Source organism: Oryzisolibacter propanilivorax (assembly GCF_900103645.1).
GTDB lineage: Bacteria > Pseudomonadota > Gammaproteobacteria > Burkholderiales > Burkholderiaceae_C > Melaminivora > Melaminivora propanilivorax.
Genome location: NZ_FNHP01000006.1, coordinates 138,672 through 156,783, shown reverse-complemented (window position 1 = coordinate 156,783; position 18,112 = coordinate 138,672). Strand labels below are relative to the sequence as shown.

Genomic DNA, 18,112 nt, shown 5'->3' with positions numbered 1-18,112 from the left:
GACCCCACCCCTTTCACCTCCCTACCGCAACCGCGTTCTTCCATGGAATTCTTTGGTGTCTCCATGCCGGCCATGCTGAGCCAGCTCCTGCTGGGGCTGGTCAACGGCTCGTTCTACGCCATCCTCAGCCTGGGGCTGGCGGTGATCTTCGGCCTGCTCAACGTCATCAACTTCGCGCACGGCGCGCTGTTCATGCTCGGGGCGCTGACCACCTGGATGGCCATGAACTACTTCGGCGTCAACTACTGGGTGATGCTGATCGTGGCGCCGCTGATCGTGGGCGCGTTCGGGGTGGTGATCGAGCGGCTGCTGCTGCGCTGGATCTACAAGCTGGACCACCTGTACGGCCTGCTGCTGACCCTGGGCCTGACGCTGCTGATCGAGGGCGTGTTCCGCTCCATTTACGGCGTCTCCGGCCTGGGATACGACACGCCCGAGCTGCTGGAGGGCGCGACCAACCTGGGCTTCATGATCCTGCCGAACTATCGCGCCTGGGTGGTGGTGGCCTCCATTGTCGTCTGCCTGGCCACCTGGTACGTGATCGAGAAGACCAAGCTGGGCGCCTACCTGCGTGCCGGCACCGAGAACCCGCGCCTGGTCGAGGCCTTCGGCGTGAACGTCCCGGTCATGATCACGCTGACCTACGCCTTTGGCGCGGCGCTGGCGGCCTTCGCCGGCGTGCTGGCCGCGCCGGTCTACCAGGTCACTCCGCTGATGGGGCAGAACCTGATCATCGTGGTCTTCGCCGTGGTGGTCATCGGCGGCATGGGCTCCATCATGGGATCCATCCTCACCGGCCTCGGCCTGGGGATCGTCGAAGGTTTCACCAAGGTCTTCTACCCCGAGGCTTCGTCCACCGTGGTGTTCGTCATCATGGCCATCGTCCTGCTCATCCGCCCCGCCGGCCTGTTCGGCAAAGAAAAGTAAGCGACGGGGTGCACCACATGAACGTCCAGAAATTCGCTCCCATCGGTTACGGCCTGCTGCTGCTGGGCCTGATCGCCGCGCCCTTTGTCGGCGCCTACCCGGTGTTCGTGATGAAGCTGCTGTGCTTCGCACTGTTCGCCTCGGCCTTCAACCTGCTGCTGGGCTACACGGGCCTGCTGTCCTTCGGCCACGCGGCCTTCCTGGGCGGCGCGGCCTACGTCACCGGCCACGCGCTCAAGGCCTGGGCCGTGACGCCCGAGATCGGCCTGCTGCTGGGACTGGCCAGCGGCGCCTTCCTCGGGCTGGTGATGGGCTGGTTCACCATCCGCCGCCAGGGCATCTACGCCACCATGATCACCCTGGCGCTGGCGCAGATGCTGTACTTCGCTGCGCTGCAGGCGCCCTTCACCGGCGGCGAGGACGGCTTGCAGGGCGTGCCGCGCGGCAAGCTGTTCGGGCTGATCGACCTGTCCAGCGACCTGACGATGTACTACGTCTGCCTGATCGTCGTGGTGCTGGCCTTCCTGGTGATCGTGCGCACCATCCACTCGCCCTTCGGGCAGGTGCTGCGCGGCATCAAGGAAAATGAACCGCGCGCCATCTCGCTGGGCTACGACACCAACCGCTTCAAGCTGCTGGCCTTCGTCATCTCGGCCGCCATCTCGGGCTTGGCCGGCTCGCTGAAGACCCTGGTGCTGGGCTTCGCCACGCTGTCCGACGTGCACTGGACCGCTTCGGGCCACGTGGTGCTGATGACGCTGGTGGGCGGCATGGGCACGCTGAGCGGCCCCATCGTCGGCTCGGCCGTGGTGGTGCTGCTGGAAAACAAGATCGGCGAGCTGGGCACCTTCCTGGCCGACATCACGCGCATCGAGTGGTTCCACACCCTGGGCGAGTCGGTCACCATCGTCACCGGCCTGATCTTCGTGGTCTGCGTGCTGGCCTTCCGCCGCGGCATCATGGGCGAGCTGATCGCTTGGGCTGAGCGCCGGCGCGGCCGCGGCTGACCGCCTGCTCCATCCCCGCACAACCGCCCGTGACCCGGGCGGTTTTTTCGTGGCCGGCCATGCGGCCCCGCCACCCCTTGAATTGCCCCGCGCCCGCCCTAGATGACCGCATGAGGCCGGCCGACGCCGGCCCCTTTCCTGACCCACTCAACGAACGAAAGGAGCGATTGCCATGAACGCACTGATTGGCCGTGGTGGCCTGTTCGACGACTTCTTCAAGGACATGAACCCGGGCTTCTACGTGCGCCCGCTGCACGGCGACCCGCTGCCCGGCCCCTCGCAGATGAAGGTGGACGTGCGCGAGAACGAAGGCGGGTTTCTGGTGACGGCCGAGATCCCCGGCGTGCCGAAGGAGGAAATCCACGTTTCGGTGGACGGCAACGTCGTCACCCTGAGCGCCGAGGTGCGCCAGCGCGACGAGAAGACCGAGGGCGAGAAGCTGCTGCGCTCCGAGCGCTACTACGGCAGTGTGTCGCGCAGCTTCCAGCTGCCGGCCGACCTGGACGCCGATGGCTGCCAGGCCAAGTATGAGCATGGCGTGCTGACGCTGAACCTGCCCAAGAAGCAGGGCGGTCGCGGCCAGCGGCTGACCATCGAGTAAGCCGGCCGCAGCGCCCCCGGCAGCAGCCCGCGCGCTGCATGCCGGGCAGGCGGGCCACACCACGGGCTGCCAGCGGGGTGCAGCCCGTTTTGATGCAAAAATGGCCTCTGTCCCATATGCATCAACGGCCTCCAGCTATTGAAAAAATAGCAGTCGGATGCCGGGGCCGCTCCGCTCACCCCAGCCGCAGCCGCTGCGCGTAGCCCGTCATCTCCAGATAGCCCCGGCCCACCGCCTGGCCGCTGGCGTCGCGCAGTTCGCACAGCCCCTCCCAGTAGATCGCCCCGGTCGAGCCCCGACTGTCCAGCTCCTGGTCCGGCAGCAACGCGTGCACGGTGAAGGCGCCCGCGGGCGTGTCCACGCGCCATTCGATGGGATAGCGCGCGCCGCTGGAGGCGCTGATCCACCAGCGCAGAGGCGTGAAGGTGACGGCATCGTGCGCGAACACCTGCGTCTGCACGGCGCCCGCCGCGCGCACCGACCCGCCCGCCCACAGCGCGCTGCCGTCCGCGCGGCGCAGGTGGAACGCCGTCAGCGCCCGGCCGTCGTGCAAATTCATGCCGATCCAGTCCCAGCCCACGGCGTCCGGGTGCAGCAGCGCCTCGCTGCACTCGTGGTCCAGCCACGCGCGGTTGTCGTGCGCCCCGCCGGGCTCGATGGCCATGCGCCGCCCGGCGAGGGCGATGTGGCCGCGCACGCTGAGCTGCGGCTGGCTGTAGTAGTAGCTGGCTTGGCGCTCCTGCGGACCCTTGCGCGACAGGCCCTGGTCGCCCTGCAGCAGCACCGGCTGCGTGCTGTCGAACGTCAGATCGAGCGCAAAACCGTCGCCCTCGACATGCGCGCGGTAGCGGCTGTGGCCGGGCCCATCGAGCGGGCTGCGCATCACGTGCCAGTCGCGCAGGTGGACCGCCGTATCCATCTCGGACGCCTCGGCAATGCCGAACCCTGCCCGGGCGATGCGCTGGTCGTGCCGCAGGCGCTGGCCCTGCACATCGGTCAGCGCCGCATGGGCGAACAGCAGCTGCTTGGCCGCGAAGGCCGACCGCAGCGCCTGCGTGGCATCGACGCGCGAGCGGAAGAACGTCACCTGAAAGCCCCACAGCCGCCCGTCCGCGCGGGCGTGGCCGGTGATGTACCACCACTCGGTGCGCAGGTCCGGGTGGCTGCCGTGGTCGCGCGGGAAGGCCAGTGTGCGCAGGGGCAAGGCGTGCGTGCGGCCCGCCGGCAGGCCGAGCGCCGCGCCGGCCAGTGCAGCGGCCAGCCAGCGGCGCCGCGACGGGGCCGCCAGCATCAGCGCGGCGGCCGGCAGGGCAGGGCGGCCAGCGCCAGGCAAGGTTGCGGGCGCGAAAGGCATGCGGCGATCAAAGGCCTGCATTGGTGCGGCGCTGGCCCGGCCTCTGCGCGCGGACGGGTGCGCTCATCGGGGCGAACGTCGCTGCGCACCGCCGTTCGATGCGAGGCGCCAGGCCGAGCCGCGCAACCCTGGCAGTCACCGTGCGTCGTTGCGTCATGTCGTTGCCTCCACCAGCGCGCTAAGGCTCATGCCAGCAGCGCCTGCAGGCGCGCGCTGGTCACGTCGCACACGTCCATGTGCTGCTGCACCCAGGCGTTGTTGTAATAGGTGTCCAGGTAGCGCTCGCCCGCGTCGCACAGCAGCGACAGGATTGAGCCCTGCTGTCCCGTCTCGCGCATCTCGCGCGCCAGGCGCAGCATGGCGACGAAGTTGGTGCCGGTGGACGGGCCCACGCGCCGGCCCAGCAGCAGCGACAGCGCGCGCATGGCGGCGATCGAGTCCTGGTCGGCCACCTCTTCCATGCGGTCCACCAGCGTGCGCACGAAGCTCGCCTCCACGCGCGGGCGGCCGATGCCCTCGATGCGCGAGCCCGGCGCGGTCAACGTCTTGTCGCCCGTGCGGTGATAGGCGCTGAACACCGAGCCCGCCGGGTCGGCCACGCACAGCTGCGTGGCGTGCATCTGAAAGCGCACATAGCGCCCGATGGTCGCGCTGGTGCCGCCCGTGCCCGCGCCCACCACGATCCAGCGCGGGATGGGGTGCCGCTCGCGCTGCATCTGCGTGAACATGCTCTCGGCGATGTTGTTGTTGCCGCGCCAGTCGGTGGCGCGCTCGGCGTAGGTGAACTGGTCCATGTAATGCCCGCCGGTCTCGTCGGCGATGCGCTGCGCGGCGGCGTACACCTCGCCCGCGTGTTCCACGAAGTGGCAGCGCCCGCCGTAGAACTCGATCAGCGCGACCTTCTCGGCCGACGTCGAGCGCGGCATCACCGCCACGAAGGGCAGGCCCAGCAGGCGGGCAAAGTAGGCCTCGCTCACCGCCGTGGAGCCGCTGGACGCCTCGACGATGGTCGAACCCTCGTGCACCCAGCCGTTGCACAGCGCATAGAGAAACAGCGAGCGCGCCAGCCGGTGCTTGAGGCTGCCGGTGGGATGGGTGGATTCGTCCTTCAGGTACAGGTCGATACCGGCGGCAGCGTAGGCGGGCAGGGGCAGGGGGATGAGGTGGGTGTCGGCGCTGCGTTGGTAGTCGGCTTCGATGAGGGCGATGGCGGTGGGGAGCCACAAACTATATAGCATATTTAATTGGAATTCTCGAGCAATATTGATTTCTGAGAAAATCCCAGGGACATTTAAAAAAAGCCACATCTAAACTTCTAGGGTGAAGTTTTCGGCTTTAGAACCTTTGTCGTTTTCGTTTTATTTTTGCTTATTGCGCTCTTGTGTGATGTTATAGAAGGCGTGATGTCAGTTATAGAGCTATTCGTTTTTTTTCGGGCGCTGACTTTGCCGGATTTTGCACTTGCTTCAACAGCGCCTTTTGGCGTTTCTATGCGCTCTGCAAAGGCTTCGCCATAAACTTCATAATAAGCATCATAAAATTCCGGTTGCTCACGAAATTTACTAAATAGGGGCCAGGTATGGTAGTCGGGTTGTCGAATTATTTCCCCGGATTTACCGATGGATTTCATTATTTTTATTGCTTCATCATATTGCTCTTGAATAACAAGAATAGCTAGTTTGAAATCTCGATAGCTGGCACTCCAGTCAACGGAATTTAGGATTTTCTTTGCTTCATCATCCAGATTTGAGAATTTCAACCCTATTGCTGCATTAATTATACGAATCCTTAGATCGATTTCTGAGATATTTTTTCGCATAGGCTCGCTCAATGCAAAGTCTGATAGCTCGGCCACAAAGCGCCAACGTTTATGCTGTAGGCATCGAAATATAGTGTCATTCAGAGCTGTGTGAATTTCCGAAATTTCATGTGGGAATACTTTGCTCCAAAGGGTATAGGCCAACATCAGCCCGACCTTGGAAAGAAGTCTACTTGCGCTACCAAAATATTCGAAGGTAACATCGGTTATTTCACCAATTTTTGGGCGATTCTCGAATTTATATCCTTCTCTTTCGCAAACTAGAAGATATTGGTCGCTTACGGCCCCTCCGTTATGTGTGAATATATTCCTTCTCTGAGAAAGCTCCACAAACATTCCCCATTCGCTAAACTTTCGCAACTTTATGTTGAATTTTTTCTCTAGAGTGCTGAATTGGTCTATATAACTATCTCGCCTGAAGGTTTCTATTTCCTTGTTGAGCATCGAGATTTTTACGGAATTTATATCATCGAATTCCATTAAATCCGATAGAGAAATCTCGCGGGATATTCCTTTCAGTAGCTTGTCATTTTTGAGATAGATCGCTTTCAGCAATTCGCCAATGAATGCATCAAATTCTGCAAATAGTTGCGTAAAGAGGCTTTTGGTTAGGACCTTCGTAAATTTTTGCTCGCGAAGTTCATTAAATTCACGTGCAGCTGAAGAGAATTCCGCGAATTCTCTGGCTGATTCAAGAGTAAAACGTTTTGGCCAATCATTATCTTCCGTTTTTTCTGGGAGATGCTTTTCGATATTTTTTCGCGATTTTTCTACCTCTGATATCCACCATTTTGCTATATGTGGCAGGGTAATGTTGGCTGTCGTGCCAATGCTTCGAATGGCAGCTAGATACCGCTCAAGAGCATGTTTGATGGGGAGGTCTTTTTCATATTCTTCTTGTGCTCTTGCGGAGGGGTTATTTTTATTATTTTCTGGTTCCATGGTTGATTTATCTTGATTTTCGGCGAGCGTAATGGTGTTGTCGTTCATTTTAGAAAAATAATTAGTTCGAAGGTTGGTATCATATTGACTCGTTATAATTTATTGTCTTTCATTGGAATCATTTGGGTGTAGATTTTTGTCTTGCTTTTATAAAATACGGGAAAAGCGGAATTCGATTGGACATAGTGTTTAAGTTGTTATTTTGGTGAAACGCCTGTATTTACAAGGAAGAGGTGTTCGAGAGTGAAATATAAATTTACTAAGTGGTATTGGCGGGCATATTGAACTTTTGGATTTAAGTGGTAAAAGCTCGCGATCGACCAGTTTTACCAATCTTCCTTCACCGCCATCACTGCATCTTTCCCCGTGGCACCCCGCCCCCGCCAGCCACGCCGTCACCGTCCCCGTCAACACCACCGCCGCCGCCAGCGCCGCCAGCCTTGCCACCGGCACCCGCAGCTCCATCGTCCGGTGAAAACTCTGCGGGTTCACTACATGCACCAGCACCACCGACACGGCCAGCCCCAGCAGCGTGCCGGCGGCGGCGCCCAACAGCGTCCAAGCCGCGCCTTCGCCGGTCACTACTGCCAGCACCTGCGCGCGTCAGGCCCAGGTGGGCCAACAAACCCAATTCCTGACGCCGTGCCAGTACCTAGGAGCTAAGGCTGGCGTTTTAGACCTCCTACATTAGGAAAAGCACAGCCTCCGGCGGTCGAGCATCAGCTCTCGGTGAGAGCTGCCTTCCCTGGGCCCGGCATTGGTTTTTGTTTCAGTGGTCACACCCATCTCCCTGCTCATGCAGCGCCATGGCCAAGCGCAAAGCCTCCGCCTCTCGCGCCAGTTCGGTACGCAATTGCTCTTCGCTGGGCAACACCAGCTTGTAGCGGCTGGCAAACAATTGTTCGCTGCCGTTGAGTACCGAATAGCGCACCACCGATTGGTCTTTGTCCTCGCACAGCAAGATGCCCACGGTCGGGTTATCGCCTTCGCCGCGCTTCAGGTCGTCGTACATACGGACATACATGTCCATCTGGCCAATGTCCTGATGGGTCAGTTCGGTGGTCTTGAGATCGATCAGCACGAAGCACTTGAGCAGGTAGTTGTAGAACACCAGGTCAATGTAGAAGTCCTTGCTCTCGGTGCTGATGCGCTGCTGGCGCGCCACGAAGGCAAAGCCCTTGCCCAGCTCCAGCAAGAAGGCTTGCAGCTTGTCCATCAGACCCTGTTCCAGCCCGGCCTCCAGCAGCTTGCCGCTGCCGGGCAAGCCCAGAAACTCCAGCATCACCGGGTCGCGCACGAAGGCGCGGGGTGAGGATGGCAGGGCCTTCACGTGCTGCTGCGCCTCGGCGGTCACCGCCGCCTTGTCCTGGCTCAGCAGCAGGCGCTCGTAGTACAGCGTGCCCATCTGCCGTTGCAGCGCGCGCGAACTCCAGTTCTGCTCGGCCGCTTCGTGCATGTACCACTGGCGCGCTGCTGCATCCTCCAGCCGCGTTAGCAGCCGGTAGTGCGTCCAGCTCAATTCGTGACGCAGCGCGTCACACTTTGGAAACGCCTGATAGAACAGGCGCATGTAGCGCAGGTTGGAGGCATCAAACCCCTTGCCAAACTCCTGCGTCAGCTGCTCGGCCAGCAGAGGCAACAGGCGTTTGCCATAGCCGGCGCGCTGCTGTCCGCCCTGCTCGAACTCCACGATGTGGCGACCTACCTGCCAGCAGGTTTGCACTTGGATTACATCTACGGCGCGCAGCGCTTGCTCGCGCGCATTGGCAATCAGGCGGCGCAACTGCCCGATCAGCGGCGCAAGCTCGCCTGGCGCAGATGCATCATGCGCTTCGTGATGCATCGTTGAAGTAGCAGGCGTGGCGCTTTTTCCTGCCATCACACATCCTCCAAGCGAAATATGTGCCATGGAAACTGTGACTGAATCTGATGCGGCTTGAATACTTGGGTGGCGCGGCCTTGCCCACCAGTTGTCTGAGCAGGCTCTAGCAGGGCAGGATTGCTCGCGAAGTGGTTAGCCATGTGTAACTCCTTGTGCGTCAGTCTAGATGCCTCAACTTGCGCTACCAATCTTCCTTCACCGCCATCACCGCATCCCGCCCCGCCGCAGCCCGTCCCGCCAGCCACGCTGTCACCGTCCCTGCCAGCACCACCGCCGCTGCCAGCGCCGTCAGCCGCCCCCCCGGCACCCGCAGCTCCATCGTCCAGTGAAAGCTCTGCGGGTTCACCACATGCACCAGCACCACCGATACGGCCAGCCCCAGCAGCGTGCCGGCGGCGGCGCCCACCAGCGTCCACGCCGCGCCTTCACCGGCCACCACGGCCAGCACCTGCGCGCGCGTCAGGCCCAGGTGGGCCAATAGACCGAATTCCTTGCGCCGCGCCAGCACCTGGGCGCTGAAGCTGGCGGCCACGCCGAACAGGCCGATGCCGATGGCCACGGCCTGCAGCCAGTAGGTGACGGCGAAGCTGCGGTCGAAAATGGCAAGGCTGCGGGCGCGGATGGCGGCGGCCGAGGTGAATTCCAGTGGCACGGCGTCAGGCGCGTCGGGTGCATCAACGGCGCCGGCGGACGGTGAGCCGGGGCCCTCCACGCCGGGCGCGGTTCCGGTGGCCGCAGCGCCCCGGGCCAGCGCGGCGATGCCGGCCTGCAGCGCCGCCACGTCGGCGCCCGCGCGCGGCCACAGCGCCAGGTCGTTGGTGCGCGCGTCGCCGGTCAGGCGGCGGTAGTCGCGGCTGTCCAGCGCCACGGCGCCGAACTGGCGCACGTAGTCGCGCCACACGCCTGCTACGTAAAAGATAGCTGCAGGCCCTTGATTCGATTGGGCCAGCACCCCAAAAGCCGCTGAAAGCGCCGGCCAGTCGCTGCCCACGCGCGCGCCGTACAGCTCGGCCACGGCCTCGCTGACGTACACGCCCACGCGGCCGGGCGGCACGGGCAGCGCATCGCCCACCAGCGGCAGGGCGCGCGCGGGGTCGCCCTGCAGCGGCCGGGCGATCAGCGCCACGGCGGGGCGGGCCGGGTCCAGCAACACGCTGGTGACGCGCAGGGCCTCGACCCGCTCCACGCCGGGCAGCTGCGCCACGCTTTCGGCAAAGCCGGGCGGCAGCGCTGCGGCGTCGTCGCCCGCGCTGCTGCCGGCCAGGCGCACATACAGCGGCGCGGGCAGCACGGCGTCCAGCCACTGGATGACCGAGCCGCGAAAGCTGGCCACCATCACCGTCAGCGCCACCGCCAAACTGAGGGCCGCCACCACGCCGCCCACCGCCACGGCGGCGCTGCCGCGCATGCGGCGCGCGCGCTCCACGGCCAGCAGCATCAGGGGCGATGCGCGGGCCGCCCGGCGCGCGGCCAGCGGCTGCATTAGTTGCAAGAGCGCCTGTACGCCCCAGGGCAGCAGCGCGATGCCGCCGACCAGCAGCAGGCCCACCGCCACGTACGCCGCCAGCGGAATGCCAAAAACGGGCGGAGCCAGCGCCAGCACTGCGCCAGCCGCTATCAAAACCAGACCGATGGCGCCGCCGCGCGTGGCCCCGCCGTGCGCGCCCAGGCCCTTCAGGGTCTGCGCCGGTGGCAGTGCCTGCGCCTGGCGCGCCGGCCACCAGCCGCCGGCCAGCGCGGCGGCCAGCCCCAGCGCGGCGTAGAGCAGGGCGGCCGGGGCGCTCCATTGCAGCGCCGGCTGCACGCCGGCGAAGTAGCCGCCGCCCAGGTCGCCGCCCAGCACGCGCAGCGCCAGCGCCGCCAGCACCGTGCCCAGGGCGATGCCGGCGGCGCTGCCGATCAGGCCCAGCGCGGCGGATTCCCACAGCACCAGCGCCAGCCGCTCGCGCGGCGTGGCGCCCAGCACCGCCAGCAGCGCGAACTGCGGCGCGCGCTGCGCGACGCTCAGGGCCAGCACCGAGAACACCAGAAACGCCCCGGTGAACAGCGCCACCAGCGCGAGCACCGTCAGGTTGACGCGGTACGCGCGCGACAGGTTGGAGACGCGCTGGGCGGCGTCGCCGGGCTCGCCGATGCGCACGTTGCGCGGCCAGCCGGGCAGGGCCTGCAGCGCGCGTTCGACCTGCGCGCGCTGGGCGCCGGGGCGCAACTGCAGGTCGATGCGCGTGAGCTGCCCGCCGCGGCCGAACAGGTCTTGCGCGGCGGCGATGTCCATGACGGCCAGCGGCGCGCCGCCGGCGGCCACCGTGCCGGCGACGGTGACGCGCCAGGTCTGCAGGCCGCTTTGCAAGGTGAGGGTGGCGGGCGGGCTATTGCCCTGCGCCGGCAGGCCCAGTGCCTGCAGCGCGCTGGCGTTCAGAAAGGCGTTGCCCGGCGCCAGCATGGCCAGGCGCTCGGCGCCCTCGTAGGCGCGCGGCATCAGGGACGGCGCCATGGCGGGCAGCACCAGCGCGTCCACCCCTAGCACGCGCAGCGGCACGCGGGCGGCGGGGCCCTGCGCGGCGCTGGCCTCGGCGCTGGCCTGGGCCGACAGCTCCAGCCAGGGGCTGGCCAGCGCCACCTGCGGGCGCGCGGCCACCTGGCCGTACAGGCCTTCCGGCAGCGCGCCCTGCGCGGCGCGCAACTCCAGGTCGGGCTGGCCGCTGACGGAGCGCACCGCCTGCGAGAACTCGTCCAGCGCCGAGGCGTTGATGACATGCACGGCAAAGCCCAGCGCCACGCCCAGCATCACCGCCACCACGGCGGCGGCGCTGCGCCAGGGGTGGTGGCGCAGTTCCTGCCAGGAGAAGGTGCGCAGCAGGGCGAGCATGGGGTGGGGCGCCTGGCGTGGGTGAGGGCGGCTTCAGGGCGCGGGCGGTGGCGCGGGGGTGCGGATGCCACTGGCCGTCAGGTGCAGCACCCGGTCGGCGCGCGCGGCGGCGGCTTCGGAGTGCGTGACCAGCACCAGCGCCGCACCGTGCTCGCGTGTCTGCTGAACCAGCACGTCCATCACGCGCGCGGCGGTGCCGGGGTCGAGATTGCCGGTGGGCTCGTCGGCCAGCAGCAGGGGCGGGCGATGTACCAGCGCGCGGGCGATGGCCACGCGCTGCAGTTGTCCGCCGCTGAGCTGCTGCGGCAGGCGCTCGGCCAGGCCGTTCAGTCCCACGGCATCGAGCATGCGGGCGACGTGCGCCGGGTTGTCCCGGCCCAGCAGCATCAGCGGCAGCGCCACGTTCTGCGCCACGGTCAGGTGCGGCAGCACGTGGAACGCCTGGAAGACGAAGCCCACGTGCGCCCGGCGCCACAGGGCGCGCCGGGTGTCGTCCATCGGCCTCAGGTCCACCGCGCCGTGGGTGATGCGGCCGGCGTCCCAGTGGTCCAGGCCGGCCAGGCAGTTGAGCAGCGTGGACTTTCCCACACCCGAGTCGCCGACGATGGCGACGAACTCGCCTGGCGCGATGCTGAAGGTCACATCGGCGAACACGGCTGCCTCGCCGTAGTGCTTGGCCAGCCCTTCGACCTGCAGCGCGGGGGCGGTGGTGTCGGGCACGGCGGCGGCGTTGCTCATTCGGCGCGGTTCACGCGCAGGTGCTGCCAGACGGCCTCGACCAGCGCCTGGGTGGCGCCGGGCGCGTCGCAGGCGATGACGTGGCGCTCCGGCATGCTGCGCAACCAGGTGATCTGGCGCTTGGCGAGCTGGCGCGTGGCGGCGATGCCGCGCTCGCGCAGGCTGTCCAGCGGGTGCAGGCCGTCCAGGCTTTCCCACGCTTGGCGGTAGCCGACGCAGCGCATGCTGGGCAGGTCCGGGTGCAGGTCGCCACGCGCGCGCAGGGCCTGCACCTCGTCCAGAAAGCCCTCGGCCAGCATGGCGTCGAAGCGCTGGGCGATGCGCGCGTGCAGCCAGGCGCGGTCGGTAGGTTCCAGGGAAAAAACGGCCCCGGCCCTGATGGGGCATGGGCGGTCCGCTCCTGTTTTGGGAGTGTGGAGGCTGGACAGCGGACGACCGGTGAGCGTCCACACTTCCAGCGCGCGCTGGACGCGCTGGCTGTCGCCGGGCGCCAGGCGCGCGGCAGTGGGCGGGTCCACCTTGGCCAGCCGGGCGTGCATGGCGGGCCAGCCGATGGCTTTGGCTTCGCCGTCCAGCCGCGCGCGCACGGCCGGGTCGGCGGGGGGCATGTCGTCTAGGCCATCGAGCAGCGCGCGCAGGTACAGCATGGTGCCGCCCACCAGCAGCGGCAGCGCGCCGCGCGCGCGGATCTCGTGGACCAGCCGTGTGGCGTCGTGCACGAACTCGGCGGCGCTGTAGGCATCGCGCGGGTCGCGGATGTCGATCAGGTGGTGCGGTGCCTGCGCGCGTTCGGCCGGCAGCGGCTTGGCGGTGCCGATGTCCATGCCCCGGTACACCAGGGCTGAGTCCATGCTGATGATCTCCACCGGCACGCGCGGTGCCAGCACGGCGGCGATGGCCAGCGCGCCGGCGGTCTTGCCGCAGGCGGTGGGGCCGACCAGGGCGATGGCCTCGGGGCCTTGGGAAGCGGGCAGGGGGGCGGTGTGGCTGCTCATGCGATCACAGCGCCGCGCGCAGCCGCGCGGCGTAGTCGTGCAGCAGCTGCGCGGGCGGCTCCTGGCGCGGCCAGGTGAAGGTGATGCCGTCGCCGGTGTGGCGCGGCACGACGTGCAGGTGGAAATGGCTCACGGTCTGCCCGCCCACGGCGCCGTTGGCCTGCAGGATCGTCAGGCCTTCGGGGTCGAAAGCGGCCTGCGCCGCCTGCGCCACGCGGCGCGCGGTCTGCATGACGGCGGCGGCTTCCTCCGCGGAGATGTCCAGCAGCGTCGCGGCGTGCCGGCGCGTGGCCACCAGCACATGGCCGGGCGTGACCTGGCCGATGTCCATGAAGGCGATGCTCAGGTCGTCCTGGTGCACGATGGCCGCGGGGATCTCGCCGGCCACCAGCCGGCAGAAGATGCACTGGCCGGGCGGCGAGGGGTCGACGAACATGGGCATGGGCGCTCCTGGTTGCTATTGAAAAAATAGCTGGAAGCCAGTGTCTAATACCGGCCAGCGCCCGATTGAACCACGAAAAAAAAGGCACGCGCCCTGCGGCGCGTGCCTTCAACCTTGGATTCCGGTAAGGCCGGCTTAGAAGCGGTGACGGATGCCGACGCCGAAGCTGGTGCCCGAGTCTTGGCGCGTGATGCGGTCATGCATCACCATGGCGTACGCGTCGGTACGCTTGGACAGGTTGTAGTCGTAGCCGACGGTCAGCGTCTTGCGGTCCAGGTCGGAACGCGACAGGTCGGTCATGGCGTACGACGCCAGCACCTTGCCGGCGCCCACGGGCGCGGACACGCCAACCTGCAGGGTCTTGCCCTTGTCCAGGTTGACCATGGCAGCAGTGCCGAGGTTGACGTCGCTTCGGCCGTAGGTCAGGTACGGCTTGACGAACTTGAAGTCGTAGGCGGCGCCCAGCATCCAGTCGTCGCGCGTCGTGCCCAGATAGGTGCCCTGGCCAGGGTTGCTGATCTGGTTGCGCTCGTAGTAGCCGGTGACCAGCAGCGGGCCGCCGAAGTAGAAGAAGTTGGCGCCGACGTTCTTCTTGCCGTTGTCGCCCGGCAGCTCGCCGAACTGGTACTGGATGTTGGCCTTGAAGCCGCCGAAGTCGGGGGTGGAGTAGGCGATCTGATTGCTCCAGCCAGTGTCGGCCGCCGTCGTCGCCTGCCAGCCGGAGGCGTTGAACAGCGGCACGTTCTTGTGCAGGATCAGCGGCGAGAACACGAACGAGTCACCGATCGGGTTGGCCAGCACCGAGGGCAGGAAGTTGGGCGCCATCCAGCGGCCCAGGCGCACCGTGCCGAAGCCGCCCGACAGGCTGACGTTGGCGTCGCGCGAGAAGAAGGTGTCGTTGGGGAAGCGGCCCTGCGTGCCGTTGTCCACCTGTATGAAGGAGGTCAGCGCGAAACCGGCCTTCAGGCCGCCTCCCAGGTCCTCGGTGCCCGAGAAACCGAACCACGAGGTGGTCATGCCACCGCTGTTGATGACCGACTTGCGGCCGGCGTCACCCGCCATGCGGATCGAGCCGGCATAGGCGTCGATGGTGCCCGACAGCGTGACCGAGCTCTGGGCCTGGGCAGCACCCGCGACGCACAGCAGTGCGGCCAGCGGAATCAGTTTGCGATGCATGGTGAGTGTGTCCTTGGATCGTGGAAAAAGTAAAAAGGGGAAATAGGCCTACACGCCACCGGCGCGCGGGCTTGCAGCTATTGTGTGCGAATGCAAATGTGGTGGCATGCCGGCCGCGCATATTTGATATGCCTCAATGCGCAGTTGTAGGCTGGGCGGCACAGTCGGCGCCATGTTCCCCTTGCCGTCCTCCGATCACTCCACCCAGACCGAAATGGCCGCCGCGGGCGAAGTGTTGCGTGAACGCAACCAGCACCCGATCTCCGTGCTGTACCTGGACAGCGGCCGTGTGCTGCTGGGCGTGCGGGAGGAAGGGGTGATGCGCCACCAGCTGGGCGTCGTGGAAGGCCCGTCGTGGCTGGATGCCGCCACCGCCGTGCTGGACCAGCCGTGCACCGTCGATATGGTGGCGGACACGCATGTGCAGCTGCGCCGCATGCCGCTGGAGGATTTTCGCCGCAGCCTGGAGCAGTTGCCGCAGCAGGCGCAGATCCTGCTGCGCGACATGGCGACCGGCTACTGCCGCCAGACCGAGTTGGCCGTCAGCCGCTTGGCGCAGGACGCCGAGGCGCGCTGCGCCCAGTGGCTGCTGCGCCACGCGCACCCCACCGAGGACGGCAGCCTGCGCGTCACGCTGCACCAGCGCAAGCGCCTGATCGCCGCACAGCTGGGCATCGCCCCCGAGACGCTGTCGCGCGTGCTGCGCCACCTGCGCGAGCATGGCCTGATCGCCGGCACCGGCAACCTGCTGAGCCTGCCGCAGCCGCACGCGCTGCGTGCGGTGGCTGGCGCCTGAGGCTGGCCTTCCTGCTCCTGCACTGAGCCGCGCGCGCCGGGCGGCTGGTCAGGGTTTTCCTGCGTGTCCTCCAGGGTTCCACCCCAAGCGGGTGGTGCCGTGCGCTGCGTATATTGGGCCGGCCCGCGGCCTGTGCGGGCCTTCGCCCGTTCCGTTCCATGCGCCGCGTTCTCTCTTCCTTCCCCCTCGCCGCCGCCCCGCTCCGGGAGCGGGCATGACGCCGGTCGAGCACGCGGCGGCACTGCGCGCGCTCTCGGCGCTGCCGCCGGACGACGCTCCGCCCGGCGCCGCGCAGCACACCTCGGTACCCGCGCCGCCAGCCGGCAGCGCCCCGCTGCCGGCCGACGAGGCGCTGACCGCACCACTGGAGGATGCTGGCGACGTGCTCAACGATCCGCCCGAGCTGCCTGGCGGCTGGTTCCCCGGCCCGCTGGTGCGCCGCTTGATGCTGGTGACGCTGCTGGCCGTGGCCGCCGCTGGCGCGCTGTCGGGCTGGCTGATGGCGCGCGCCGCCGCGCACGACGCGCTGCAGCGCCTGGTGGCGCAGCAAAGCGATGAGGTCGAACTGGTCGCGCGCCTGCTGGCCAGCAAGATCGAGCAGAGCCAGAAGGTGCTGGCTACCGTGGCCGAGAGCATTTCGCCGCAGATGCTGGATTCGCCCGCCTCGCTGGAATGGCTGCTGCAGCAGGGCCTGCCGGCGGTGCGCTTTTTCGACGCCATGCAGGTGGTACGGCGCGACGGGCGGCTGAGCGTCAACCTGCGCTACGGCCGGCTGGAGCCACCCTCCGAGCTGGACCCTGAGGAGCGCGACCACCTGCGGCGCACCCTGCTGGACGGCAAGCCGCTGGTCTCGGGCCTGCTGGGCCGCACGCCGCAGGAGGCGCGCGTCATGTTCACCGTGCCGCTGTTGCGCGGCGAGGGCCGACCGGCGGGCGCCGTGGCTGGTGTGCTGCGCCTGCAGTCGCAAGGGCTGCTGCCGCACTCGCTGGCGCTGCCGGCGCGGCCGGACTCGCGCCTGGTGGTGTTCACCGACGACGGCGTGATCCTGTCGCACCCCGATCCGGCACGGGTGTTGGGCCAGGTGCGTGACGAGCCTGGCCTGGCCGAGGCCTACGCGCTGTGGCGCAGTCGCGGCCGGCCATTGCTGCCCAGCGAGGAGATGACGCAGCTGCCCTCTGGCCACGTCGTCAGCCTGGCCGCCGTGCCCATGCCGCAGTGGATGGTGGCGCGGGTCAGCGACCCGGGCGCGCTGCTGGAGCCGGTGCAGGGCATGCAGCAGCGCGCCTGGCTGCAGGCCGGCGCCGCCACGGTGGTGGTGGCGCTGCTGGCGCTGCTGGCCATGGGCGCGCTGGCGCGGCCGCTGGCGCTGCTGCGCCAGCGCGCCATGCAGTTGCAGTCGCGCTCGGGTGCGGCGCCGGCGCTGCCGGACTGGCCGCGCTCACCCGGCGAGGTGGACGACGTGGTGCGTGTGTGCCTGGGGCTGCTGGAACACCGGCGCGCGCAGCAGCACGGCTCGCAGGCGCTGATGCGCCAGCTGCAGGCGGTGCTGGCGCACGTGCCGCTGGGCATCGCGGTGACGCGTGCCGAGCGGGTGGAAGTGGTCAGCCTGCAGGCCTGCCGCCTGCTGGGGCACACCCCGGCCGAGCTGCACGGGTGCGAGCTGCTGGAGCTGCTGGCGCCGGCCAGCGGCGATACCGAACGCCTGGCGCGGCATGTGCGCGCGCAGTTCGCCGCGCACGGCGCCTTCGACGGCGAGTTGCCGCTGCTGCGCCGCGATGGCGGCGTGCAATGGGTGCGCGCGCACGGCCGGCCCGTGCGCGTGGGCGAACCCGATGCCGGCACGGTCTGGACCCTGGAGGACTGCAGCGCCACGCGCGACGCACGCCAGCAGCCGGCTTGGCAGAACTCGCACGACGCGCTGACGCTGCTGCCGCACCGCGCCGCGTTCGAGCGGCGCCTGCGCGCGCTGCTGCATGCACGCGCCGCACGCGGCGGCACCCGCCCGCCGGCCACGCCAGGGCTGTATGGCGACGACGGCGACGGCGTGCTGATGTTCATGGACCTGGACCATTTCGCGGTCATCAACGACTTGGCCGGGCACGATGCCGGCGACGACGTGCTGCGCTACATGGCGCGGCTGCTGGAGTCCGAAGTGCGCCAGACCGGCTGGGCGGCGCGCCTGGGCGGCGACGAGTTCGCGCTGGTGCTGCCCGGCGCCACGCCGGCACGCGGCCAGGCCGTGGCCGAGCAGCTGCGCGCCGCGGTACAGGCCTGGGAGCCGTGCTACGGCGGGCGCAGCTTTACTCTGGGCCTGAGCATCGGCCTGGTGCCGCTGCCCGCCGGCCTGCGCGACGTGGCGCCGCTGCTGCACGCCGCCGACATGGCCTGTTATGCCGCCAAGCGCGCCGGCCGCAACCGGGTCGAGGTGCGCCGGGTGGCACTGCCGTCCGAGCCACCGGGCTGACGCTGCGCAGGAGGCCGGGCGGGTCGGCCGCCCGATGCCGCGGCGGATCGGCGTGGACGCCAGCCTGCGGCTGACACGCCGGCGATGGCCGAAACGGGCC

General features: G+C 67.2%; 14 protein-coding genes and 1 pseudogene. 5 read left to right on the top strand and 10 right to left on the bottom strand.

Going from position 1 to position 18,112, the window contains the following annotated elements:
- Positions 1 to 42: 42 nt before the first annotated feature.
- The 3 genes from BLQ61_RS11405 (at position 43) to BLQ61_RS11395 (ending at position 2,535) form a co-directional block, all read left to right on the top strand.
- On the top strand, positions 43 to 927 hold the full coding sequence (locus BLQ61_RS11405) for a branched-chain amino acid ABC transporter permease (protein ID WP_091570211.1): 885 nt from the start codon (positions 43 to 45) through the stop codon (positions 925 to 927).
- Between the two features lie 17 nt (positions 928 to 944).
- Positions 945 to 1,934, top strand: a complete 990-nt coding sequence (locus tag BLQ61_RS11400; RefSeq protein ID WP_091570208.1) for a branched-chain amino acid ABC transporter permease — start codon at positions 945 to 947, stop codon at positions 1,932 to 1,934.
- 172 nt (positions 1,935 to 2,106) lie between these two features.
- On the top strand, positions 2,107 to 2,535 hold the full coding sequence (locus BLQ61_RS11395; RefSeq protein ID WP_091570206.1) for an Hsp20/alpha crystallin family protein: 429 nt from the start codon (positions 2,107 to 2,109) through the stop codon (positions 2,533 to 2,535).
- A gap of 175 nt (positions 2,536 to 2,710) precedes the next feature.
- Here the strand turns inward: BLQ61_RS11395 and BLQ61_RS11390 are convergent, their stop codons facing one another.
- From BLQ61_RS11390 to BLQ61_RS11345, 10 genes and pseudogenes are all read right to left on the bottom strand, one after another.
- Positions 2,711 to 3,889, bottom strand: coding sequence for a lipocalin-like domain-containing protein (locus BLQ61_RS11390; RefSeq protein WP_425415620.1), 1,179 nt, complete (start codon positions 3,887 to 3,889; stop codon positions 2,711 to 2,713).
- Between the two features lie 185 nt (positions 3,890 to 4,074).
- Positions 4,075 to 5,127 carry a PLP-dependent cysteine synthase family protein gene (locus BLQ61_RS11385; protein ID WP_091570203.1) on the bottom strand — a complete coding sequence of 351 codons (1,053 nt, stop codon included), beginning with the start codon at positions 5,125 to 5,127 and terminating at the stop codon, positions 4,075 to 4,077.
- 77 nt (positions 5,128 to 5,204) lie between these two features.
- Entirely contained in the window at positions 5,205 to 6,698 is a 1,494-nt protein-coding gene (locus tag BLQ61_RS11380; RefSeq protein WP_175488273.1) for a hypothetical protein, read from the bottom strand.
- Positions 6,699 to 6,976: 278 nt separating this feature from the next.
- Positions 6,977 to 7,302, bottom strand: a pseudogene (locus BLQ61_RS11375) (FtsX-like permease family protein); the annotation flags it as partial.
- Between the two features lie 117 nt (positions 7,303 to 7,419).
- Positions 7,420 to 8,559, bottom strand: a complete 1,140-nt coding sequence (locus BLQ61_RS11370) for a PDDEXK nuclease domain-containing protein (protein WP_245703999.1) — start codon at positions 8,557 to 8,559, stop codon at positions 7,420 to 7,422.
- A gap of 154 nt (positions 8,560 to 8,713) precedes the next feature.
- Positions 8,714 to 11,401 (bottom strand): ABC transporter permease, encoded by a 2,688-nt coding sequence (locus tag BLQ61_RS11365; protein WP_091570198.1) that lies wholly within the window; start codon positions 11,399 to 11,401, stop codon positions 8,714 to 8,716.
- Positions 11,402 to 11,434: 33 nt separating this feature from the next.
- Positions 11,435 to 12,139 (bottom strand): ABC transporter ATP-binding protein, encoded by a 705-nt coding sequence (locus BLQ61_RS11360; RefSeq protein ID WP_091570195.1) that lies wholly within the window; start codon positions 12,137 to 12,139, stop codon positions 11,435 to 11,437.
- Positions 12,136 to 13,134 (bottom strand): tRNA (adenosine(37)-N6)-dimethylallyltransferase MiaA, encoded by a 999-nt coding sequence (gene miaA / locus BLQ61_RS11355; RefSeq protein ID WP_091570193.1) that lies wholly within the window; start codon positions 13,132 to 13,134, stop codon positions 12,136 to 12,138. The genes BLQ61_RS11360 and miaA overlap by 4 nt, the downstream gene beginning before the upstream one ends.
- 4 nt (positions 13,135 to 13,138) lie before the next feature.
- Complete coding sequence (locus BLQ61_RS11350) at positions 13,139 to 13,576, bottom strand: HIT family protein (RefSeq protein WP_091570190.1); 438 nt, start codon at positions 13,574 to 13,576, stop codon at positions 13,139 to 13,141.
- A gap of 135 nt (positions 13,577 to 13,711) precedes the next feature.
- Positions 13,712 to 14,752 (bottom strand): porin, encoded by a 1,041-nt coding sequence (locus tag BLQ61_RS11345; protein ID WP_091570187.1) that lies wholly within the window; start codon positions 14,750 to 14,752, stop codon positions 13,712 to 13,714.
- A 172-nt stretch (positions 14,753 to 14,924) separates the two neighbouring features.
- Between BLQ61_RS11345 and BLQ61_RS11340 the strand changes: the two genes are divergently transcribed.
- Together BLQ61_RS11340 and BLQ61_RS11335 are read left to right on the top strand one after the other, a co-directional pair.
- Complete coding sequence (locus BLQ61_RS11340; protein WP_091570185.1) at positions 14,925 to 15,548, top strand: Crp/Fnr family transcriptional regulator; 624 nt, start codon at positions 14,925 to 14,927, stop codon at positions 15,546 to 15,548.
- A 214-nt stretch (positions 15,549 to 15,762) separates the two neighbouring features.
- The gene (locus BLQ61_RS11335; RefSeq protein ID WP_091570182.1) at positions 15,763 to 18,012 is read left to right on the top strand and encodes a sensor domain-containing diguanylate cyclase; all 2,250 of its coding nucleotides are present in this window, start codon (positions 15,763 to 15,765) and stop codon (positions 18,010 to 18,012) included.
- Positions 18,013 to 18,112 lie beyond the last annotated feature (100 nt).